This is a genomic window from Levilactobacillus hammesii DSM 16381 (assembly GCF_001434395.1).
GTDB lineage: Bacteria > Bacillota > Bacilli > Lactobacillales > Lactobacillaceae > Levilactobacillus > Levilactobacillus hammesii.
In genome coordinates, this window is the sequence record NZ_AZFS01000061.1 from 90376 (window position 1) to 113070 (window position 22695).

General features: G+C 50.5%; 24 protein-coding genes, 1 tRNA gene and 1 riboswitch. Of the genes, 8 read left to right on the forward strand and 17 right to left on the reverse strand.

The annotated features are described in order from the left end of the window. The first annotated feature begins 101 nt into the window (after nt 1-101). Nucleotides 102-380 (forward strand): hypothetical protein, encoded by a 279-nt coding sequence (locus tag FD28_RS09180; protein ID WP_057734747.1) that lies wholly within the window; start codon nt 102-104, stop codon nt 378-380. A 184-nt stretch (nt 381-564) separates the two neighbouring features. On the opposite strand, the gene FD28_RS09185 is transcribed toward FD28_RS09180, so the two are convergent. The 4 genes from FD28_RS09185 to FD28_RS09200 form a co-directional block, all read right to left on the reverse strand. Then, the gene (locus FD28_RS09185; RefSeq protein ID WP_057734748.1) at nt 565-1563 is read right to left on the reverse strand and encodes a tRNA dihydrouridine synthase; all 999 of its coding nucleotides are present in this window, start codon (nt 1561-1563) and stop codon (nt 565-567) included. Nucleotides 1564-1688: 125 nt separating this feature from the next. Then, a complete protein-coding gene (locus FD28_RS09190) occupies nt 1689-2657 on the reverse strand; it encodes a DUF4097 family beta strand repeat-containing protein (protein WP_057734749.1) in 969 nt (322 codons plus the stop codon). Continuing rightward, complete coding sequence (locus FD28_RS09195) at nt 2654-3292, reverse strand: DUF1700 domain-containing protein (protein WP_057734750.1); 639 nt, start codon at nt 3290-3292, stop codon at nt 2654-2656. The genes FD28_RS09190 and FD28_RS09195 overlap by 4 nt, the downstream gene beginning before the upstream one ends. Next, nucleotides 3285-3602 (reverse strand): PadR family transcriptional regulator, encoded by a 318-nt coding sequence (locus FD28_RS09200; protein ID WP_057734751.1) that lies wholly within the window; start codon nt 3600-3602, stop codon nt 3285-3287. Before FD28_RS09200 ends, FD28_RS09195 begins: the two co-directional genes overlap by 8 nt. 260 nt (nt 3603-3862) lie before the next feature. Here FD28_RS09200 and FD28_RS09205 point away from each other — a divergent pair, with 260 nt between their 5' ends. The 3 genes from FD28_RS09205 (at nt 3863) to FD28_RS09215 (ending at nt 6430) form a co-directional block, all read left to right on the forward strand. After that, nucleotides 3863-4420 (forward strand): cysteine hydrolase family protein, encoded by a 558-nt coding sequence (locus FD28_RS09205; protein ID WP_057734752.1) that lies wholly within the window; start codon nt 3863-3865, stop codon nt 4418-4420. 198 nt (nt 4421-4618) lie between these two features. Continuing rightward, nucleotides 4619-5125 (forward strand): helix-turn-helix domain-containing protein, encoded by a 507-nt coding sequence (locus tag FD28_RS09210; protein ID WP_057734753.1) that lies wholly within the window; start codon nt 4619-4621, stop codon nt 5123-5125. Between the two features lie 369 nt (nt 5126-5494). Further along, nucleotides 5495-6430, forward strand: a complete 936-nt coding sequence (locus FD28_RS09215; protein ID WP_057734754.1) for a C39 family peptidase — start codon at nt 5495-5497, stop codon at nt 6428-6430. A 205-nt stretch (nt 6431-6635) separates the two neighbouring features. On the opposite strand, the gene FD28_RS09220 is transcribed toward FD28_RS09215, so the two are convergent. Next, complete coding sequence (locus FD28_RS09220) at nt 6636-7367, reverse strand: MerR family transcriptional regulator (protein WP_057734755.1); 732 nt, start codon at nt 7365-7367, stop codon at nt 6636-6638. A gap of 412 nt (nt 7368-7779) precedes the next feature. On the opposite strand from FD28_RS09220, the gene FD28_RS09225 reads away from it, so the two are divergent. After that, on the forward strand, nt 7780-9480 hold the full coding sequence (locus tag FD28_RS09225) for an aryl-sulfate sulfotransferase (protein WP_157059876.1): 1701 nt from the start codon (nt 7780-7782) through the stop codon (nt 9478-9480). A gap of 98 nt (nt 9481-9578) precedes the next feature. Here FD28_RS09225 and rihA read toward each other — a convergent pair whose 3' ends face one another. Together rihA and FD28_RS09235 are read right to left on the reverse strand one after the other, a co-directional pair. After that, a complete protein-coding gene (gene rihA, locus FD28_RS09230) occupies nt 9579-10511 on the reverse strand; it encodes a pyrimidine-specific ribonucleoside hydrolase RihA (protein WP_057734756.1) in 933 nt (310 codons plus the stop codon). Between the two features lie 126 nt (nt 10512-10637). Next, nucleotides 10638-10709: transfer RNA gene (locus tag FD28_RS09235), tRNA-Gln, on the reverse strand. 247 nt (nt 10710-10956) lie between these two features. On the opposite strand from FD28_RS09235, the gene FD28_RS09240 reads away from it, so the two are divergent. Continuing rightward, complete coding sequence (locus tag FD28_RS09240; protein WP_057734757.1) at nt 10957-11952, forward strand: LacI family DNA-binding transcriptional regulator; 996 nt, start codon at nt 10957-10959, stop codon at nt 11950-11952. A gap of 136 nt (nt 11953-12088) precedes the next feature. Here FD28_RS09240 and FD28_RS09245 read toward each other — a convergent pair whose 3' ends face one another. The 8 genes from FD28_RS09245 to scrK (FD28_RS09280) form a co-directional block, all read right to left on the reverse strand. After that, entirely contained in the window at nt 12089-12481 is a 393-nt protein-coding gene (locus FD28_RS09245) for a VOC family protein (protein ID WP_057734758.1), read from the reverse strand. A gap of 35 nt (nt 12482-12516) precedes the next feature. After that, nucleotides 12517-13287 carry a DUF6198 family protein gene (locus FD28_RS09250; protein ID WP_057734759.1) on the reverse strand — a complete coding sequence of 257 codons (771 nt, stop codon included), beginning with the start codon at nt 13285-13287 and terminating at the stop codon, nt 12517-12519. A gap of 15 nt (nt 13288-13302) precedes the next feature. Then, on the reverse strand, nt 13303-14307 hold the full coding sequence (locus tag FD28_RS09255) for a zinc-dependent alcohol dehydrogenase family protein (protein WP_057734760.1): 1005 nt from the start codon (nt 14305-14307) through the stop codon (nt 13303-13305). Between the two features lie 18 nt (nt 14308-14325). Next, nucleotides 14326-15201: a fructokinase ScrK gene (scrK, locus tag FD28_RS09260; protein ID WP_057734761.1), complete on the reverse strand. Its 876-nt coding sequence runs from the start codon at nt 15199-15201 to the stop codon at nt 14326-14328. Between the two features lie 379 nt (nt 15202-15580). Then, entirely contained in the window at nt 15581-15973 is a 393-nt protein-coding gene (locus FD28_RS09265) for a VOC family protein (RefSeq protein WP_057734762.1), read from the reverse strand. A gap of 31 nt (nt 15974-16004) precedes the next feature. Beyond that, nucleotides 16005-16733, reverse strand: coding sequence for a DUF6198 family protein (locus FD28_RS09270; RefSeq protein ID WP_057734763.1), 729 nt, complete (start codon nt 16731-16733; stop codon nt 16005-16007). A 60-nt stretch (nt 16734-16793) separates the two neighbouring features. After that, the gene (locus FD28_RS09275; RefSeq protein ID WP_057734764.1) at nt 16794-17795 is read right to left on the reverse strand and encodes a zinc-dependent alcohol dehydrogenase family protein; all 1002 of its coding nucleotides are present in this window, start codon (nt 17793-17795) and stop codon (nt 16794-16796) included. Between the two features lie 18 nt (nt 17796-17813). After that, nucleotides 17814-18689 (reverse strand): fructokinase ScrK, encoded by an 876-nt coding sequence (gene scrK, locus FD28_RS09280; protein WP_057734765.1) that lies wholly within the window; start codon nt 18687-18689, stop codon nt 17814-17816. 325 nt (nt 18690-19014) lie between these two features. Then, nucleotides 19015-19112, forward strand: a riboswitch (guanidine-I (ykkC/yxkD leader). A gap of 58 nt (nt 19113-19170) precedes the next feature. On the opposite strand from scrK (FD28_RS09280), the gene FD28_RS09285 reads away from it, so the two are divergent. Together FD28_RS09285 and FD28_RS09290 are read left to right on the forward strand one after the other, a co-directional pair. Continuing rightward, a complete protein-coding gene (locus FD28_RS09285) occupies nt 19171-19497 on the forward strand; it encodes a DMT family transporter (RefSeq protein WP_057734766.1) in 327 nt (108 codons plus the stop codon). Between the two features lies 1 nt (nt 19498). Then, nucleotides 19499-19813: a DMT family transporter gene (locus FD28_RS09290; protein WP_057734767.1), complete on the forward strand. Its 315-nt coding sequence runs from the start codon at nt 19499-19501 to the stop codon at nt 19811-19813. Here FD28_RS09290 and FD28_RS09295 read toward each other — a convergent pair. Both FD28_RS09295 and FD28_RS09300 read right to left on the reverse strand, forming a co-directional pair. Then, complete coding sequence (locus FD28_RS09295) at nt 19778-20296, reverse strand: GNAT family N-acetyltransferase (protein WP_057734768.1); 519 nt, start codon at nt 20294-20296, stop codon at nt 19778-19780. The genes FD28_RS09290 and FD28_RS09295 overlap by 36 nt on opposite strands. A gap of 191 nt (nt 20297-20487) precedes the next feature. After that, complete coding sequence (locus FD28_RS09300) at nt 20488-22692, reverse strand: glycoside hydrolase family 65 protein (protein WP_057734769.1); 2205 nt, start codon at nt 22690-22692, stop codon at nt 20488-20490. Nucleotides 22693-22695 lie beyond the last annotated feature (3 nt).

A 22695-nucleotide genomic window follows, 5' to 3' on the forward strand; every position in this document is an offset into this window, starting at 1 on the left:
ATCAATTACTAGTTGCACCGCGCAACTAACTTAAGGTATGATGGTTGAGCTGCACTTCTCAGTTCGGCATAAACTGGCATAAGCAAAGGGGAATTTTCACAATGTTCAAGAGTAAACTCGCAAAATCCATAATCGCTTTAATCGCAGTCGTAATCGTCGCTGTCGCTATTCCGGTCGCCTTGGGTGGCAATAACGTACAGGCTTCTGGCGATTACACGTTCAACGGCAAGACTTACAAGTCCGAAGACGCCAAGAACGCCGCCGTTCGCAAGTGGAACGACAGCCGCCTTTCAGACACGCAAAAGAAGCTGGTCCAAGCGGCCAACGATGAAGCAGCTGCCTCAACTGGCTTTACGAGCAGCATTTACCACACACGTTAATTAGCAGAATTGATTAGGAAAGAGTGGGACAGGAGGCGCCTTCTGTTCCACGTTTCAGCACCATAATGGCCCAAAATAAAATCAGTTGTTTCAGAAGGCTATACTTCTGAAACAACTGATTTTTGAGTTATGTCTCGAACTCTCATTATTTGGTCATTTAATCGATTTTTGTGAGCAACCCGTATTATTTGGTAAATTCCGATTCCGCTAACAGTTGTCGTACCTCGTCCGTCGTGTGGGTCTCCATCATGGCGTTTCGTAGGCTGGCCGCATTCGGTTCACTCCGCACGTAGATCTTGAAGAACCGTTTCAATGAAGCAAAACGCGAGGTATCGAAGCGTTTCTCAAAGTCATCGTAGAGATCCAACTGATAGTTCAGCAGGCTCAGCAGTTCCTTAACGTCGTGGTATTGCGGCGTCTTTTCAAAGGCAAACGGGCTGGTGAAGATCCCCCGACCAATCATGATGCCATCCACCCCGGGATGGGCTTGGGCCAAGGCCACGCCCTCTTGATAATTTTCAATATCCCCGTTGAGTTGAATCAACGTATCCGGTGCCACTTCATCACGTAGCTTCACGATGTCATCGATTAGCTCAAAGTGCGCGGGTACCCGGCTCATTTCCTTCTTCGTCCGTAAATGGATTGTCAGCAACGGAATGTCCTGTTGCAGCAAGAACGTTAACCAATCGCGCCATTCATCCAACCGGCTGTACCCCAGCCGTGTCTTCACGCTGACGGGCAATCCCGCCGTCTTGGCGCCGGCAATCACGGCCGCCGCACTTTCAAAGTTGCGGATCAGATCACTACCACCATGATTCTTAATCACCGTGGCGTCTGGGCAACCCATGTTAATGTCAATGGCCTCATAACCGCGTTCCTTCACATTAACCGCCGCGCGGGCAAAGGCATCCCCATCGTTCCCCCATAACTGGGCAACGGGCATATGGGCCTCTTCAGGCGCCACGTAGAGCCGGCCTTGAACCGTGAACTTGGCCTTGGGATGAGTAATACTGATGGCATTCGTGAATTCCGTAAAGAAGACATCAGGCGCAGCAGCCCGAGCAACCACCCGCCGAAAAATCGCGTTGGTCACGGCCTCCATGGGGGCCAAGCTGAAGAAGGGCCGACCCTCGGCCTTCGCATGGGCGGCAATATTTTGCCAGTAAGATGATGAATCAGACACGATAAAATCTCCTCTAGTACTTGTATTTGATGTTTAATCCGGTATAAAGCAGTCATTACATTCTACCACGTTTCACGATAGAAGCCAGCAAAAAAGAGTTGCACACAAGGTACAACTCTCCTGAACTAATGACTATCGGCAACGCGAATGTCCCCATCACTCGTACTTAATTGATACTGCGTGGCGGCATCTCGCCGTAACCAGTACCCGTTCTTACGATTCTTCCCCTGAACCGTGATGTCACTCATATCGGCATCTTCCGTCGTTACCTTAGCGCCGGCCGACTTGCCAATATAGGCACGAATATCGCCATCGGCAGTCGTTGCCTTGAGTTGCTTGGTCAACGTATTTTCCTGTAACGTGAGATCGCCATCGTTTGAACGGATCTTACCGCCCCCTAGGTGATTATCCGATAACCGAATGCCCCCATCGCCCGTTATAAACTGATTATCAGTCGCGGCAAGGTGACTGTTGGACACACCAATGTCCCCATCATCTGTGTTGATACTCAACTTATTAGCCTTAATCTGACTGGCCCAGATATCCCCATCACTGGACTGAATCGCCAGGTCCTTTTGAATCTTTAAGTCCACTAAGCTCACGTCATCGGCATTGGCAACCGTCATTTGCTTCGCACGAAGGCCGCGCAGGGCGACGCTACCACTGCCCTTCTTGACCACGACACTGTCCAACTGCTTGGTCCGTGGTACCGTAACCAGGACACCCCCGTTCGTCGTTGTGTGTTCAGAGAGGCCAAAGACCGTCACATCCAGTTTATTGGCCGAGTGCCCACCCTTGATGGTCAGGGCACCATGGGTCACCTGAGCCTGTGGCAACTGGCGATTACCATCAATATAGCTCACCGTCACCCGACTCGTATCACCCGCTTTAATGGTCACGGGCGCCTGTGAATCAATGACGATCCGCCGATAATCTTTGGGCTGATAACTGCGTTTGACCCGCTGAACCGTCTTAAATGCCCGCGACTCGCGACTCCAAACGACGGATTTGTCACCGTGATTCATCCAACCAACCCCGAATAAAACGGCCCCCAAAATCATGAGGGTTAACCCAATCTTGACACTGCGTTTCATAGCTTCCGCCCCCGTTCTGCCCGGCTACGTGGAATGAAACGGCGATAGATTTCCTGCGCCAACCACGATAATCCCCAGACAACTTTACTCCCAATCCATTTCAAAATTAACCAGGCAATCAGGCTGGCCCCTAAGGCAAACAGCCCCATCCCGAGATAAAACAGGCCCGTCCACGGCATCTGCCAAATCACAAAGAGACCCGCGACACACCCCGCAACGCCAATGGCAATGACACTCAAGAACACCGCGAATGCCGCCACAACTAGGCTCCCCAGCACCGCAACCATGGCGAATAGCAGCGCGGCCACGACGATTAAAATCGGAATCGTCACGGGCGTCGACAGCAAGGCCAAGACAATCAGCCAAACCGTCCGCACATTACTCTTGGTGGCCTGGACGGTCGACCGTGAGGCCTGCTGCGACTCCTGATTATTCTGCTCGCTCACCCGAATCGAATAGTCAGCCAAAATCTTGCGTGCCAAAGACCGCGGTGTCCCCAATTCATCGACAGCCTGCTGATAGGTCTCTAATCCGGCATCCATTAAGTATTCGCGGTAATATTCCACCACATCCTGCTGTTCGGCCGTGGTGAGCTGCCCAATCAGCCGTTCCAATTCCTTAATATAATCATTCATGCGTGTTTCCCTCCAATAACTGCGCAATTGCCTGGCTGAAATCCTGCCAGTCCCCCTGAATCTCCTTAAGCCGGTCGCGGCCACTATCCGTCAGACGATAGTAACGGCGATTGCGGCCCTGAAAAGGTTCGTCATAGGTGTCCAGCCAGCCATTTTTCTTCAGCCGCCGCAAAACGGGATACAACGTTGATTCCGAGATTGGCAGTAACTCCCGCACTTCCTGCGTCAGGGTGTAGCCGTAGTGATCCTGCTGCGTCAACAATCCCAGCACACTGCCGTCAAGAAGTTCTGTCGGTACCTGAATGGCCATAAGCTTTCCTCCTCACAATATTATACGTGATATAATATGAATTCATCAATAGTATACCCAAGGCCCGCTAACCTGTCAATATTTCTCGCAGCACTTTTTATAAATCCCACACCTTCTCACAAGACTAGTCTGCGGCCGCCAAGTGACAGTAACTATTAATTAATTGTGCCGTATTATCAATATCTTAATGGACAGATCCATTGACACCGGCGGCAATTCTCGCCATACTAGCCCCAACAATAGAGAAGGAGCGGATCACTATGGCAAACCATCAAGCACTGTTGATCATCGATTACACCAATGACTTTGTCGCCACCCAGGGCGCGTTAACCTGCGGCGAACCTGGCCAAAAATTAGCTCCCGCCATCACAACGCTGGCCGACCAGTTCCACCAAGCGGACGACTGGGTGCTGTTTCCCACGGACGTACACACGCCAAACGACCCCTATCACCCAGAAACCAAGCTCTTTCCGCCCCACAACGTTCGCGATACCTGGGGACGGGAACTCTTTGGCCCCGTAAAAGACTGGTACGACGATCACGCCACTGATGACAAGGTCTGGCTGTTTGATAAAACACGCTATAGCGCATTTGCCGGAACCGACCTCGATCTGCGGCTACGCGAGCGCCACGTTGACACCCTTCACTTAGCGGGTGTCTGTACTGATATCTGCGTCCTTCACACGGCGATTGCCGCCTACAATTTGGGCTATCATTTAGTCATTCACCGCAATGCTGTGGCCAGCTTCAACCCAACGGGCCACGAGTGGGCGCTGGGCCACTTTGAGACGGCGCTGGGGGCAACGGTGGTGGATTAAAGTGAATTATTCAGAGCACACTTCCTTAATAGTATAAGATAAAGTTCTTACGATGAACTATTGCTACGATAAACAATATTGGTGTACAATTTGAGTTATCCATTCATACTCTTTAATTCGCGTAGAACTTGTCAAAAAGACGGTATTCACCGCGTAACTAGTGGATACCGTCTTTTATTCTGTCAAGGAGGTGGCCTTTTGCCTGAAGTAGTCGCTCAAAAAAGCTTTACCGATAAGACCGGCTCATCCAGCCGCTACAGTATCGTTGCCGTAACGGAAACCAGCCTTGTCGCTAACGAATATATTACCAGCCAACACCATTATTGGATTCCTGCAACCGCTGAGATGACCAATCGTCAGGCCTACCTAGAGCCTTTAGACGATCCCACTTACAATATTCGCCAGGATTGGATGACTTACCGTCAGCAGTTCAATTTTCTCCAACCCACAGAAATCAAAGCGGCTCGAGAAAAGCTGGGGTTAACCCTTCGTGAGGCGGCTTTGGTCCTCGGTATGAGCTTCAGTACCCTCTCAAATATTGAGAATGGCCGAACTCTCCAATCTTTTGACCATGAGATAAAGTTACGCTATCTTACCCGGCCGACTTGGCTACGGACCTTGGTTCGTCACCACAGAGCCTTAATCCTGACCAGATCAACGCAACGCCATGTGGATGCCAAGCGACTCTTTGCTAAACTGCGTTAACTCAATACATAAATTCTAATAAGCGTGACGTTGGCATTCCCTCGACTTCTGGAGGTGAATGCCTTTTTGCTATAGTTGCAAACCGCCCGCTGTTCCTAATCCAAGATCACTCGGTTTGCCGAGCTTCATGTTCAAATTAAACAAGTGTTTCTTTTATTTGTGCATCATGATCACTACCCATCACCCGATCAGATGATCAATAGGCCCCTACCGTCTGCTGTCAATAATGATTTCTGATAAGTGTTTGTGTGTTTCCTTGCATAACACCATACAATCAGAAATAAAGTTTCTCCTGTTTAATGTTACTCACAAAAATGATTTTGATGTATAATCAGAACCGTACCTAACATACATATAGGAGGCAACACAATGGTTAACTCTAGTCTAAGTAAACGACTACTCCGCAATGGGGCAGCTTTACTCGCTATCATCACGCTTGGTAGTAGTGTCAACATTCCCTTAACGGCACCAGCCACGGTTACAGCTAACGCTTCTACGAAAGCGGTTCCAGAACAAACTAGTAAGTCCTGGAAATCCTACAAGCACCAAATCCACTTTGTTAAGAAGGGCTACAAGGTCTATCAAAACAAGTGGCACGCCGTTTCTTCATCCAACAAGCTTTTCCATAAAGCTTACAAGGCCAATGGTAAGTATAAGTTGAGTAATGGTCGGACTTATTATCGGTTGTACAATGCCAAGAAGAACTATCTTGGCTACGTCAATGCTAATGCCGTTGCAACCAGCACGACCAGTAAGGTCATGAAGGTTCCTTATGTCAGCCAATACAAGCCTGTCTTTGCACCATGGGGGTGCGCCGCTGCCTCAATGACCATGTTGTTGCGTTACCGCGGTAACAAGGTTGACTTACGCTATGCCCAAAATCATCTGCCAATGGTTCCAACCAAGGGTGGTCAAAAGGGTAACGTTTACACAGGTGTTGGTTTCGGTCACGTCATCACGGCCGCTGCCTTAACGAAGTACTCTCACCACTGGACAAAGCAAACCGCTAATATCTCTAAGTCTAGTGCCAACACCATTAAGATGTACGTTCAGGGTGGTTACCCCGTCTTATTCTATGGTTACTCTTCTTACCAAAAGAATGGCGACAAAAAGCGGAACCACTGCAAGGTCATCGTTGGTTACAAGAATGGTAAATTTAAGGTCAACGATCCTCTCTACTACAGCTCAACGGCCAAGGCCGGTACCGGTGGTAAGAACATGAAGTACGATCATGGTGCTATCAGCTGGGAAACTATGGCTAACTTTAAGAAGGAATATGGCAAACAAGCCATTACCATCTACTAATACGCCAGCGATTTGCGTTGATCATCACTAAAACAGGTTCATTCGGTCCTCATCGACTGAATGAACCTGTTTTTTAGTTTCTTTCAATAGTATAGGCAATCGCCACTTTTCGTCGCATGATCTCTATCTCAAGTTCTCTTTTGATCGAAGCCACCAAAAAGATGAGACTGAAACGGCCATTTTTTCGTTAGTATAAGTAGGATGCCTAATCCTGTGGCGCTGTCTTTCCCAAAACCTCGACACAATAGTTTGTCTGACCACACACGGGACAGGTCAACTTACGCGTCTTGGGGGTGTGGCCGGCCCAGAAGGCCTGCTTGAAGCTGGGCCGAAACTGGCTAGAGCAAGCCGGACAGATGTAATCCACCGCCTTGAAATAATGTCTGACCGTCACCGCAGCAAAGATGATTGCGACCACCATCGCCGCCCCGAAAACCCACCAGTTACCCACAACAATACTGTAAATCAGGGCAACCAACTCAATGACATCCATCAGTAGTCCCCAGACCACCATGTTCACATGAATCCGCCGTAATCCTTTTTTGTTGTCCATAATCCGTTCCATGTCTTCGATAGATTGAATGGGGACTGTCGCAAAATCGGCGAGACTGTCACGTACCTGCACCACTGTCTTTAACTTAGCGGCATTGGCCACCTGTTCCGCTCGTAACCGTTGTTCTTGCTGATCAAGTAACAAGGCCAAGACTCGCGTGGATTGGGCGCTGTCCAAGATTTCCTGAATCGCAGCCAGCGACAGATCCATCCCCTTTAAAAGCAGGATGAGTTTCAGCCGTTGCAGATCCGCAACGGTATACAACCGACGGCCACCTTCGCTGACTTCGGTTGGTCGTAATAACCCCCGCTTGTCATAATACTGTAGTGTCCGCACGGAGACGTGCGCTTGCTTTGCCAGTTCTCCCGTGGTTAGTTTTGACATGGAATTCACCTCCTACTCTGGTTATACCCGATGACGCAACGTCACGAGCAAGTGCTAATTTAATTTTGGGATAATTTCTGATTATTCCCTGGGAAATAAGACGGCTTAACACTGCCATGACGCGGTTCTTACTGTTTCCGTCAAAGTTAAAAGGAAACCGCCTAGCCGTCGATATTTCCCGGGTTATTTGTTCCAATTATACCGTATAGTACGTCCATCCGTCCTTCTGTGTCCTAAAAATCGCCACGTATAAACCCAAGCACGCCATTACAAGATGATCACACTTTCTTCCCCAAAGTATCATGCCTCCGTAACATGATTGTTTTATAGCAGTGCTATATTGGAGGTGTTACATATAGGGGTGCTAACTTTAGGGTTAGTGGCCCCTTTTTGGCATATTAGACTGAAGGAGATGTTGCATTTGCACATTAAACGCCCTCGACTGGCTGTACTCGCCGTCACTATTCTAACCCTGTTAACCCTCGGCTTAGCCGGTTGTTCCCTGCACCTGGCTAGTAGTTCAAGCTACCCGATCAAGGCGAACAAGGTGGCCTTAACCGATGCCCAGATCAAGAAGAACCTGGACACCAAGCTGATCACGACCCGTCAAGACACCCAGAAAGCGGCAACCGCTAAATACAAGGCTGCCGCCGAAAGTGACACTTACACGTTGACTCACCCCTACGTTAAGGTCAACCCCTATGGCACCTCCCCGCTTTCCGCTCTGGTGACCTTCAAATCCAGCACCGCCGAAAAGATTACCTACACCGTGGTTGGAAAAACGGATAAGACGTCCATCACCAACACGGTCAAGGGCGGCTACACCAAGAGTCATCAGGTTCCCATCGTCGGCCTGTACGCTGACACCAATAACACCGTCAAGATTACTGCCACGACTAAGAATGGGCAGACCCAGACCAAGACGTTGAAAATGCAGACCGGTGCCTTGCCGAAATACATCAAAAACGCCACGATCACGACTAAGAACGTGAATAAGTCTAAGATGAGTATCGGTAAGAATCAATTAACCGTCATCAACCGGACCACGAAACAGCCGTTTGCCATTGACGCTGACGGTGCCGTGCGGTGGTATGATACCAACTATTCACAGCACACCATCGAACAGTGGTCCAATGGGCACATCATGATTCTTTCCAAGAAGAACCAGAGTTCCGACGTCTACAATGACCTCATTGAAACGGATTATCTGGGCCGCGTTTATCGAGAATATGGTTTTGCCAATAAGACCAGCAGCACCGATGGCGGTGTCGAAACCACCGTCATCCATCACGACCTGGTCGAGCTACCCAATCACAACTTCCTCGCAACCGTGTCAGACGGTTCAAAATACAAGGAAGACACGTTGATTGAGGTTTCCCATAAGACGGGTAAAATCGTCAAGGTGATCGACCTCAAGAAGATCCTGCCCAAGTCCATGTGGGCCAAGTACAAGAAAGGTACCGATGGCAAGATTGACTGGCTGCACAACAATGCCGTCGACTACGATAAGAATGACCAGTCGATCGTCCTCTCCAGTCGAAATCAAGACCTCATCATGAAGCTGGATTACAAGATGGGGCATATCAAATGGCTCTACAGTGGTAAAAAGAAGTCTAGTTGGCCTAAGGCTTATCAAAAATACGTTTTGACCCCCACTAAGGGCACCATCACAACTGGTGGGCAGCACGGTCTCTACCTGTTGAACAACGGCGGCAATAACTCGGCCAACAGCGAAAACTTCATACTATATGACAACAACATTGACGTCACGAACGGCAATAAGCGCACCTCCGGCAAGTATTCGCAGGCCGTGGCTTACCACGTTGACGCCAAGAAGATGACCATCAAGTCGACCTGGTCTTATGGAAAGTCGCTAGGCGCCAGCAATTTCACCAGCGTGATTGGCTACGCCGAAAAGGAAAGCAATGGCAACGTCCTTATCGACTTTGGGTACAAGTCCGGTGGCCAACAGAGTAACATTATCGAGGTCACCCAAAGTGGCCAGCAGGTCTTCAACGCTACCATGAAGAACGCGTCATCCAAGGCCTACGCTTATCGTGCCTACCGGGTTCCCTTCTACAGCAGTGCCTACGTCTTTGACGCGACTAAATAAATAACGCCATAAAAAATGCGGTCCCAAGGGGATCGCATTTTTATAGGCCTTAACCTTTCTATTGGTCGCGACATTCTACCATGACGTCGTGCCGCCTTTTAGTCAAACGTCTTTAAAGAATCCGTGATTAACTGAATGAAGGCTGGACGGTCAACATCTAATAAGACATCGGTGTTCTTCGGCTTCCCGGTCAATTCGTAGTAATCACAGACCGTTTCGCCACGCACCAATTCACCTTGCGTTTCAACATCAACATTCATCAACTCGCTCTTAAACATTTCAGGATGCAGGAGCCAAGCAATCGTACAAGGATCATGCAGTGGCGCTCCCTTGAAGCCCCACTTAGGATTCTCATGATAGACCTCAAAGAAATTCAAGAGGCCTTCGAAGGCATGGGCAACGGGATTATCGATCTCGCCAATAGCCGCGATTTCTGGCTTGAGGATCTGTGCCTTGTGCGTCACATTCAGGGGCGCCATGGTAAGTGGAATCCCCGCATTCAGCACGATCTTAGCGGCTTCGGGATCAACGTAAATGTTGAACTCGACGGAAGGCGTCCAGTTGCCTAAGCCCATGGCGCCACCCATGAAGACAATCCGGTCGATCTTGTGCTTGAGCTCTGGGTAAACCCGCAGGAATAAGGCGATGTTGGTCATGGGACCTGTTACGACAAGCGTAACGGGATCCGTGCTTGCCCGTAAGGTCTTGGCAATCAACGCGATGGCCGTCATGTCCTGAACGGCAAAGTCGGGATCGGGTAAATCGGCACCATCCAGCCCAGACTTACCGTGCACGTTACCGGCCGTTTCCAGTGGCTTCATCAATGGCGTCCGATTGCCGCCGGCCACAGGAATTTCCTGGTGATGCATCAGTGTCAATAGGCGCATTGCGTTATTTAAGGTCTTCTCCGGCGTTTGATTCCCTGCGGATGAAGTCACCGCCAACAGGTCGATCTCGGGGCTTGCCAGGGCCAACATCATGGCCAGGGCGTCATCGTGCCCGGGGTCACAGTCCATAATTATCTTTTTCATGAGAAACAGCTCCTAATCATTAGTTTCGATCAATTTCCATTCTATGCTATGATGATTGCGCTTACAAGATACCGGATAATAAAAAAAGTTCCGTCGACTAATCGACGGAACCACGTAAACCTCTGATTGGGCTAGCTGGGTTCGAACCAGCGCATCACGGGATCAAAACCCGTTGCCTTACCACTTGGCTATAGCCCAATAAGTTGGTCAATACTGACCCCAACAGAGAATAATTTTATCATCTAACCCCCAAGGAATGCAACCCTTTTTTAGAGAATTTTTACCGATATCGCGGAAATAGTTGACGTCACCCCATTGTAACCGCTACGATAAACATAAAATATTTAATTTTCCGTCATAGAACAATTGTCAACTTGCATTTGCTTAGTTATTAAATTCTAAAGTATTAATAATACAAATATTAATCATAAAGAAGTGAACCCTAATGTCCGCCAATATCACCATTAAAGACGTCGCCAAACGCGCTGGTGTCTCAGAAGCCACCGTCTCGCGGGCCCTAAACGACAGCCCCCAGGTTAAGCGCGCCACGCGACAAAAAATCCAGGCTATCGCCCATTCCCTCGGCTACCGGCCCAACGGCCTTGCCCGAAGCATTCGGGTTCAGCAAAGTCACACCCTAGGCATGATTATTCCCGATATTCTCAACGGCTTTTTCACACAACTCAGTCGCGCTATTGAGGACGCCGCTAGCCAAGCAGGCTATGACGTCCTGATTGTCAATACTGATGAACACCTGCAAAAGGAAGCCAAGGGCATCAACTTGATGCTTGAAAAACAGGTTGATGGCCTCATCATTACCAGTGCTGGTGCCTCCACCGACTATCCCAAAATGCTGGGCAACACCCCGGCCGTTTTTGTCGACCGGATGCCCCCTGCTGACGTGGTCTCACAATATGACCGGGTCCTCGTCGACAACGTTCAGGGAACCCAGGATATCATCGGTTGCCTCATCGATCGTGGTGCACGACGCGTCGGTATTATTAATAGTGCCGTTTCAGCCACTGCTCAGGAACGGCTGAAGGGGTATCATCGGGCGTTGCGCGCCGCCGGACTGCCCACTGACCCGGCCACCGAGGCCACCGCGCGAGTCGACGGTAGTAACGTTCCCCAAATGGCTCGACAGCTCTTGGTTAATCAGAAGTGCGATGCCCTCTTTGCGGCAGACAATACCATCATGACCGGTGTTCTCAGTAAGCTTCCCGAGCTAAGTCTCTCTGATTTCCAGCTGGGGGCCTTTGACGACAATGACTGGTTTGATTTCTTACCACAGCCGATCGTGACGGCCAAGCAACCCATCGCTGAACTCGGTCGAATCGCGGTTGAACGTCTTTTGGCGCGAATCAACGACGGCCAATTACCGACTCAAGAGTTCCGACTCGCCGCTCAAATTATCCCACGACCAACCGCCACACATCCTTAATGCTCTGACAATCTGCCACGCACCTCGTCTCGATGACCATGCTATTTCTCATCTGGGTTAAGGTCGGCATTTGCTTATCAGATGCCAGATGCAAAAAAACCTCGTCGCAGCCGACGAGGTTTTTGTTATATTTTAATCAATCTAGAATCTGGCAAAATTCAATCGTCTCGTGATTCGGTCCCAGAATGTTAAAGAAGCGAATCCCCTTGCGCCAAAACGTGGGAATCGACTGAATCTCATCGTTGACCAACGTTAAGCCTTGTTGCTTGGCCGCGGCAAACGCCCGATCAACATCCGTCGTATTGAGAGAGATGTGGTTAATGGCCCCCGCCGTTGGATTGGTGGGATCACCTTCCCAGGTCTCAATGGTCAGATTCCCCAGGCGCATGAAGGCACACCGATTTTTTCCATTGTGGAACAGACCAGCCCGTTCAAACCCCAAAGATTGGTAAAAGGCCATCGTTTTATCTAAATCAATCGCCGGAATCCCAACGTGTTGGATTCCCGTAATGTAATCATTAATTGCCATGCTTGTGATCCTTTCTAATGTCTTAACCACGATCGTTACTTACCGACGTCCACCTGTTGGTGTTTGAGCTTCGGGAAGACCACGTGATCCGCAATCCCTGTAATGCCGCCTTGGGCGAGAAAGGCGAAGATCGTCCCCACCCCAAAGTTTACAAAGGTCTGTGTCATCACCACGGCGATAATGGCCATGATGGTTGGGGGAATGTAAGACGCCCACATGGCCCTAGCCGCGTTCCCCTTAAAGTACCGGAAACGCAGGATCTGCATGAGATCATCGGCCGGATGCAACACGAGATTGACCCGCTGATAGATGGAAATCGCGATCCCAATCAAGGCGACCCCCAAAAAGTTTAGGGCAACGTAGAGTGCCACCATCCCCGTGCTATGGGCAACGGGTAACCCCGAGAACACGGCATATTTACCGTTAAAGAAGTCCGCAAAGATTTGGATCAACGCGGAGAATGGCACCATGAACGCCATATTCCCCGCAATCCGTTTCCAATCCCAATGGTGAATTAACACCGCGTTGAGGGCCGCCGTTAGGAAACCCAGAATCAGAAACGCCCAGAATAAATTCCAATGCAGCGCCGTACCGAGGTTGGCCTCGGCTGCTGACCAGTAAGCCGCTCCCAAAAATGATGGGCGGATTTTGGCGCTCGTGACCAACGTTAGGACATTTCCCGCCGAATTGATCACAATGGATAGGGCGAAGAAGGCCAGCGATTGGGACATCGATAGCGTCCGTCCACTCCCGAGGTCTTTGCTCTGTACGCCGCCGTTAAAATGACTCACTGCTTCAGCTCTCATAATTACCCCTTACCTTTACTGGTTGCTGACTTTGACGACCGCCTTGCTGACACCCTTAACTTTACCGTTAAGCACGTCTTCTACTTGTTCCAAACTAACTTCATGACTAATCAAGGAGTCAACGTCTAGTTCGCCACTGGCCAATAAGGCAATGGCATCTTCGAAGGCGTATGGATTGATGAAGGCGCCTTGAATCTTCAACTGCTTTTGGTAAACTTCATACGTATTCATTGAGAAGGTTTGGTTAGGCTTCCCCACACCAAACATCAGGACTTGGGCACCCTTCTTGGTGGCCTCAACGGCTTGCTCCTGAGTCTCTGGTAACCCAACGGCTTCAATCACAACATCGTAGTCGGCAGGAATGCTGTCACGCTTGGTATTATACGTGTTGGTGACGCCAAACTTTTCCTTGTTAAAGGCTAATTTTTCATCAATAATCCCGGCAAAGTCGACTTGGTGAACACCGTAAGCTTGCAGTAACTGTACGAACAACTGGCCCATGAAGCCATCACCAATGACCAGTGCCTTTTGATAAGGCTTAACGTCGATCAGGCTCATACCGTGAACCGCGCAGGAGATTGGTTCCAGCGTTGCGGCATCCTTCAAGGAAACGCTTTCAGGAATCGGGTAGACGACGGATGAAGGCGCCGTAAAGGATTCTTCCAAACCACCGTTGCGCGTAACCCCAACGGCAGACAGGTTGTCACAGAGTTCTGGCCGATCCGTCCGGCAGTACTTGCATTGACCACAGTAGATATTCGGATCAACGGTGACCCGATCGCCAACCTTGACGTTGGTTACCTCGCTACCGATTTCTGCCACAATCCCTGAATTTTCATGACCCAAGACAATGGGTGGCACAGCGTTAGCAGAACCTGGTAGTCCGGCGTACAACGCCCGATCGGTCCCACAGATACCGGCGTAAGCGGTGTTGACGAGCACCTCGTTAGGCTTGACCTCTGGCTTGGCTAAATCCTGAATTTCCATCTTTTTTGTTCCAGTTAAGACTAAGGCTTTCATAATTGAAATCTCCCTTTCCTATTTTTTATATTCCTTAAGTGCAAGTGCAAAATCGCCCATCGTGGCCGAGCCATTATTCTTAACCGCTGGCATCACGATGTAATCTTCAAGCTTACCGACACTGACGTAGTTGTTGAGTAGCTTGGCAAACTCGGCGCGAACCTTTACTAAGAAGCCCTCGCTGACGACCCCACCACCGAAAACAATCTTGTCGGGGCGCAGCATCAGCGTTTCTTGCAGGGCCGCCTGGGCCACGTAATACGCCATAATATCCCAGACGTGATCCGTTAGTGGCACATCCTTACCGGGCTTCCCCAGCCGCGCATCAAACGTCGGTCCGCTGACGAGGCCTTCCAGACAATCGCCATGGAAGGGGCAGATCCCTGGAAAGTCCAAATCATCGGGGTGGCGCTTCAACCGGACGTGGCCCACTTCGGGGTGGCCCATTGACCCGATGAATTTACCATCAACGATTGCGCCAGCGCCCACGCCAGTGCCAATTGTGAAGTAGACGAGCGAGTTGATTTTTTCATTAAAGAGCGTGGACATCACGTATTCCCCGTAGGCCGACCCGTTCACATCAGTCGTCCAATACATCGGCACGTCCAAATCCTGCTTGAGCCTCCCCACAAAGTCCGTGTTGGCCCAGCCCTTCTTCGGCGTATCTGTAATATAGCCGTACTTCGGTGAGTTGTGCCGCAGTTCGATGGGACCAAACGACGAAATCGCAATGGCTTTCACGTCTGGAAATTTTTTGAAATAAGCGATGGTTTTACTTAACGTTTCTTCCGGGGTGGTCGTTGGAATGCGAATCTTATCCTGGACGCGATAGTCCTCATTTCCGATCGCACAAACGAATTTCGTTCCCCCGGCTTCAATACTGCCGAGTTGCATCATTACTACCTCCAAACATCGTGGGGCCTTGGCTCCACGACCCCTAATTTCTTTTGTGAATGACTAGCCGGCTAACCTTTAAAGCGCTTTCAGTATAACATCGAAATCCCCTCAAATACGGTTCGTCAGCCCCCATCTTTTTTCAGAAAACTGTAATTAAGCTCGTGACAGTCAAAATGTAATCGATTACATTTTTCGTACTTCAACCCCACATTTATTTCAAGGCGTTATTATAAGCACAATTTTACAAGAGGTTTGCAGTCGCAAATATTTCGTTGTAAGCGTTTTCTTGTGTAATAACCTCTATATACAAAAGGATCCGTGTCGCTGTCGACACGGATCCTTTCTCCCTTATTTTTAACACGCTAAGACGAATGAACTAGTCCAGAATTTGGCAAAACTCAATGGTTTCGTGGTTAGGTCCCAAAATGTTAAAGAACCGAATCCCCTTACGCCAGAACGTCGGAATCGACTGAATTTCATCGTTGACCAGGTTCAGGCCCTGCTTCTTAGCGGCCGCAAAGGCATGGTCAATATCCGTCGTATTCAAGGAAATGTGGTTAATTGCGCCCGCCGTTGGATTGGTGGGATCACCTTCCCAGGTCTCAATGGTCAGGTTGCCTAACCGCATGAAGGCACACCGATTATCCCCATTGGGAAATAACCCGGCCCGTTCAAAACCAATTGATTCGTAAAACGCGATCGTTTGGTCCAAGTCACTTGAAGGAATCCCGACGTGCTGAATGCCCGTCACAAAATCTTGTACTGCCATCTTTTATCTCGCTCCTTTTCTACGCGTCGGTCTATTTCCCGACATCGACTGCCTGGTGCTTCAGTTTGGGGAAGATCGTCTTATCGGCAATCCCCGTAATGCCCCCCTGTGCGAGGAAGGCAAAGATGGTGCCCAGACCAAAGTTAGCAAACGTTTGGGTGATTACAATCGCTATGATCGCCATGATGGTTGGTGGAATGTAGGATGCCCACATCGCTTTGGCCGCATTCCCCTTAAAGTACCGGAACCGGAGAATCTGCATCAAGTCATCGGCGGGATGTAGGACTAAATTGACCCGCTGATAGATGGAAATTGCTGTGGCAATGAACGCCACGCCCAAGAAGTTCAGCCCAATATAGAGAATGATCATCCCCATACTGTGCGCCTCCGGTAGGCCGCCAAATAGGGCGGGATACTTACCATCAAAGAAGTCTTCAAACACCTGAATCAGCGCGGAAAACGGCACCATAAAGATCATATTTCCGGCAATCCGTCTCCAATCCCAATGGTGAATCAACACGGCATTCAACACCGCCGTCAAGAACCCCATGACCAGAAAGGCCCAGAACAGGTTCCAGTGAAACGCCGTCCCCAAATTGGCTTCGGCCGCTGACCAGTAGGCCGCCCCCAGAAAGGACGGGTGAATCTTGGCACTGGTAACCAACGTGAGCACGTTGCCGGCTGAGTTGATCACCAATGATAAGGCAAAGTAGGCAATCGATTTAGACATCGAGATCGTCCGACCACTTTCAAGTTCCATGGACTCAGCCCCTTCGTTAACAGTTGCTGCTTCAACTTTCACAATAATCCCTTACCTTTACTAGTCGCTGACTTTAACAACAGCCTTGCTGACGCCTTCAACTTTACCGTTCAAGACATCTTCAACTTGTTCCAAACTGACCTCATGGCTGATCAGGGATTCGACATCCAATTGACCACTAGCCAACAAGGCAATGGCGTCTTCAAAGGCGTAGGGGTTGATGAAGGCCCCTTGGATCTTCAATTGCTTTTGGTAAACTTCGTAGGTGTTCATGGAGAAGGTTTGATCTGGCTTACCCACACCAAACATCAAGACCTGAGCCCCCTTCTTGGTGGCTTCAACGGCCTGTTCCTGCGTTTGTGGTAACCCAACAGCTTCAATCACAACGTCGTAGTCGGCAGGAATGCTTTCCCGCTTCGTGTTATAGGTGTTCGTCACGCCAAATTTTTCCTTGTTGAACGCTAACTTCTTATCGTTCAGACCGGCGAGATCCACTTGGTGAACCCCATAAGCCTGTAGTAACTGCACGAAGATTTGGCCCATGAAGCCATCACCGATGACCAGCGCTTTTTGATAGGGCGTCAGGTCCAATAATTTTACCCCGTGGACGGCGCAGGAGATGGGTTCGGTCGTCGCAGCGGCCTTTAGTGAGACGTTGTCTGGCAGTGGATAAACCACGGATGCGGGTGCCGTGAAGCTCTGTTCCAAGCCCCCGTCACGCGTCACCCCAACGGCGGACAGGTTATCACACAATTCTGGCCGATCCGTCCGGCAGTAGTCACATTCGCCACAGTAAATGTTAGGGTCAACCGTCACGTGATCGCCCACCTTGACGTTTGTCACGTTACGGCCAATGGCAGCCACGGTCCCGGAGTTTTCATGACCTAAGACAATGGGTGGCACGGCATCGGCTGAACCGGGTAGGCCGGCATACAGCGCCCGGTCGGTCCCACAGATACCCGCGTAGGCCGTGTTGACTAGGACCTCATCGGGTTTAACCTCTGGGGTTGGTAAATCTTGAATTTCCATCTTCTTGGTACCGGTTAAGACTAAAGCTTTCATAAGTTGTTTCTCCCTCTCTTACTTGTTATATTCTTTGAGTGCTAAGGCAAAATCACCTAGAGTTGCTGACCCATTCTCTTTGACTGAAGGCATGACGATGTAATCTTCAATATTGCCGACGTCAACGTAACCATTGAGCAGCTTGGCAAACTCGGCACGGACCTTGACCAGGAAGGCCTCACTGACGACCCCGCCACCGAAGACGATCTTATCGGGACGCAACATCAGCGTTTCCTGAAGCGCGGCCTGAGCCACGTAATACGCCATGATGTCCCAGACATGATCCGTCATCGGCACTTCATGACCGTGTTTGCCCAGACGTGCCTCAAACGTGGGACCACTGACAAGCCCTTCTAAACAATCGCCGTGGAAGGGACAGATGCCCTTGAAGTCCAGGTCATCGGGATGCCGCTTCAACCGGACGTGGCCCATCTCGGGGTGGCCCATGGTGCCGACAAATTTACCATCCACGATGGCGCCAGCCCCCACTCCAGTGCCAATTGTGAAGTAAACCAGCGAGTTGATTTTTTCATTGAACAACGTGGACACCACGTATTCCCCGTAGGCCGAGCCATTCACGTCGGTCGTCCAGGCCATGGGCACGTCTAGCTCCTGCTTCAGCCGGCCCAGAAAATCGGTATTGGACCAGTGTGGCTTGGGCGTGTCCGTCACGTATCCGTACTTGGGCGCGTTTCGCCGGAGTTCGATCGGCCCAAATGAGGAGATCCCAATGGCTTTCAAATCTGGATACTGTTTAAAGTAAGCAATACATTGACTTAACGTTTCTTCTGGTGTGGTAGTCGGAATGATAACCCGATTATCCGTTCGATAATCTTCGTTACCGATTGCACAAACAAACTTAGTTCCACCAGCTTCAATACTTCCGAGTTGCATAGTTGCTACCTCCATGTGTGACCGTGGGGTCGTGACCCACGGCGCGTTATGACTAGGTGATGAATGACCCGTACAGTCATTTTTAAATCGGTTTCAGTATAGCATCGCAATCCTTGATTTTAAGGGCTTTTTTAGCGTGGTCATTTTCAGAAAAGGCCGCTAAATCAAGGTATAAATGAAATGCAATCGATTCCGTTTTTTAGTGAAATAGGTCACTTATGGGCGTATTTATTGCCTTGTGTGAAACCTTTTACCTATTTTTTTCAAACGAGGAGTTGCCACTTTTTCCAATCCGTGCTAAGCTAGCACTACCGAATCAATCGCATATTCTGTTCTCTAGGGTTCCGCTGTTTCGACAGGGCTGGTCCGAGAGGGAACCTACGGGTGGACCCGTAGACACGGAAGGAAAAAAGCCTGGGAGATGTTGTCATGACGACAACATTTCTCAGGCTTTTTTTGGCACTTATAGGAGGAATTAATGATGTTAAAACACTGGTTACGCGTGGTTTATGGCGCTTTTTTTGAAGTTGGCTGGGTGGTCGGTTTTAAGCACGCCTCGACCATTTGGGAATGGGGGCTGACCGCCCTCGCCGTCTATCTGAGCTTTTATTTCTTGATCAAGGCGGGGGAAGTCCTGCCGGCCGGAACGGCCTACGCCGTCTTCGTGGGGCTCGGCACCCTCGGAACGACTGTGGTGGGCATTCTGGCATTTGGCGAACCCGTCAGTCTCGCTAAGGTCGCCCTGATTGGCCTTCTGCTCATCGGCATTGGCGGCCTGCAGACCGTCACCACGAAGGAGGGCAACTAAAATGGCTTGGCTTTATCTCATCATTGCCGGTCTCTGTGAGATGCTCGGCGTGACTTTTATGAACTGGGCGATTCACCGCCGGACCTGGCCCTTGTGGACTGCAATGATCGTCGGGTACGGACTGAGCTTTGGCTTCCTCGACCTCGCCCTGCAGACACTGCCCATGGGCACCGCCTATGCCGTGTGGACCGGGATCGGTGCCGCCGGTGGCGTGCTCACGGGAATGCTCTTCTTCGGCGAATCCAAAAATTGGCGCAAACTGCTGTGGGTGGGCGTTATTCTAGTTGCCGTCATGGGATTGAAGATCATCAGTTAGTGGCAAGACCAGGTTGTACCAGGTCTCACCGGCATGCGCGGAGGCCGAGACGCCTTCGTTAATGTACCCGTGACTTTCATAGAAAGGCACGAGCCGTTTCAAACACGTCAACGTGATGGCTTGCCGCTGTTGCATTTGAGCCACCTGCGCCAGGGCCGTCAGCAGTTTTCCCGCGATGCCGGCCCCGCGATGATCGGGACTGACCGCTAGACTAAGTACCGTCTGATAGGCATCGCCTGCCGTATTAGGCGTCGTCTTTTCAAACAGCGCATCGGTCAGGTAACGCTGGTCAAAGGCGGGTCCGACAATGTACCCGACCACGGTCGCTCCCTGCTTGGCCACTAGAAAGGTGTCCGGAATCTGCCGAATACGCTCCGCCATGCTGGCATCGGTGGCGGCTTCATCTGCTGAAAAGCCAGCATTTTCGATGGTCATGATCGCGGTTAGGTCCTGAGGTTGTGCTGAATTAATGGTGATTGTCATGTTAAAAAAAGCCTCCTGAATGGTAGTTAGGCTTAGTATAGGCTCGTGCTGAGGCAGAAGTACAGCCCCGTTTTCCCAAGGTCACCCTCTTATACTAGTTAGTCACCGTCAAACAAAAATACGCATCACAATCCACCAATGATTGTGATGCGTATTTTCTTCTATAACCTAGCTAGTCTCAAATCCCCCAACTAGCTAACCTTCACTAAAGAAATCAATTCACCGTTCACACTGACGCCGTACGTTGGAATGGGACCACTGATGACGGTCACGTCCAAATTGTCCGCCGTCAGGTCAATTTCCAGGACACTCTCCGCAATCTTCATCCGGTACGTCAAGCGGTCCAGCTCTGCTGGCAAGTGATTGGCAAAGTGAACCACCTCATCCTGGACGTAGAAGCCCGAGAAGCCAGCGACCAATGCCAACCAACTGCCCCCGAGGTTTGCCAAATGGAGTCCATCGGCCGTATTCTTCTGCAAGTCGACCAGGTCCATCCGCGCCGTATCCATGAAGTAGCGGTAGGCCTTCTCCGGATCACCCATCCGAGCTGCTAGAATGCTAAAGATTGACCGCGACAGGGAAGAGTCATGGGTCGTCACACCTTCATAGTAGCGATACTCGCGCTTCAACTGATCCACCGACAGATCCTCTGGGAAGAGGTAGTCCGCCAACAGCGTGTCGGCCTGCTTGGCCACCTGATAACGGTAGATCGTTAAGGGGTGGTAGTGCAGCAGCAGCGGGAAGTTCTCCGGGGTCGACTTTTCCGCTGGCCAGCGCGGCTTATCCAGGAAGCTATCGTCCTGTTCGTTGATTTCCAATTCATTGCTATATGGCAGGTACACGTGATCCGCCAGATTCTGGTAAACATCCAAATCAGACTCACTCAAGCCGAACTTCGACAGGAGTTGTGGTGAACGCTTCATCATCTGATGGGCCAGTTCCACCACTAAGCCAAAGTTATGCTTGGCTAACCGATTGGTGTAGTAATTATTGTTGACCAATGCCGTGTATTCATCAGGTCCCGTAACCGTGTGAAATTCGAACCGGCAGTCGGTGCCGACCTGCCGCCAGGACCCAAAGTTCTCCCAGAAACGCGCCGTCTCCAGCACCATCTCAAATCCACATTGAATAATAAAGTCCAAGTCGCGGGTAATCTCGAAGTACTTGCCGACCGCGTAAGCAATGTCCGCGTCAATGTGATATTGTGCCGTACCGGCTGGGAAATAGGCCGAGGCTTCTTCACCGTTGATCGTCCGCCAAGCAAACAGCGCGCCTTGATCAACGCCCAGTGCCCGCGCCCGTTCCCGTGCCTTGGGCAACGTTTGATAGCGGTACAGTAATAACTGCCGGGCCATCTGTTGATTGGTATACGTGAAGTATGGCAGCATATACATTTCGGTATCCCAGAAGTAGTGCCCTTCGTAGCCAGACCCACTGAGGCCCTTCGCTGCGATGTTGGTGCGTCCATCACGCCCCGCCGCCTGATTCAGCTGGAAGATGTTGTAGTGAATGGCCAGGTCTAGGTCATCATTGCCATCGACGCTGACTTCACTGCGATTCCAAACCCCTTGCCAAAAGTCGCGACTGTCATCCACCAAGGCCGCAATGGAGCTTGCCATAAACATGGCAGCCGGATCAATCGTATTGTGCTTGCCGACCTCACCCACGTACGCTTCATAATCCAGCGTATGGGCTTGCTCATCGCTCAGATCCACTGGTTGTTGTAGCAGTTGGCCATGCGCCACCAGGATTCCTAAATACATGGTTACGGCCTGCTTCGTCACCCGGGTCTTCACGTGATACCGTTGCAGGTCCTGCGTCACAAATTCCGTTTCACAGATGGGCAGTCCCGCCATCCGCGTCTTGCGTGGATCGGCCGAAGGAATGGCCTCAGCTTCCGCGGGAACGGCGATAGACTTACTTACCAGCAACCCCTTCGCATAGTTAGCGGCGGTAAAGGTATAGCTAATCCCCCAAAGGCTAGTCTGTCCCTGACCCATGACGGACGTCACCGCCATCGTCACCGTTTCTCCCTGATCCGTACTAATGACGTACTTTTCCTTCAGGGTTCCACTGCCAAGATCGAGATCGACGGCCGTCCGCTTACTGTGTGTGAACTGGTGACCATTACTGGTTGAAACGTGGACGTGACGTAGATCTGGTAAATTCAGAATGGTCTGGTGCTTCTGTGCGTAACCGATCCCCGCTTCGCCATAGGTAATGGGGGCGGTTTCATAGAAGCCGTTAATCAGTGTCCCCGTAATGGGGTTGCCGCTGATGGGGTCATTTGCCCGCACGCCGAAGTGCCCATTGCCTAGTGAGAACACCGTTTCCAAGTATTCCGGTTGTTCATCCGAAACATCGCGTAAAGTTAAATGATAGTCGCGTAAAGTCACAAT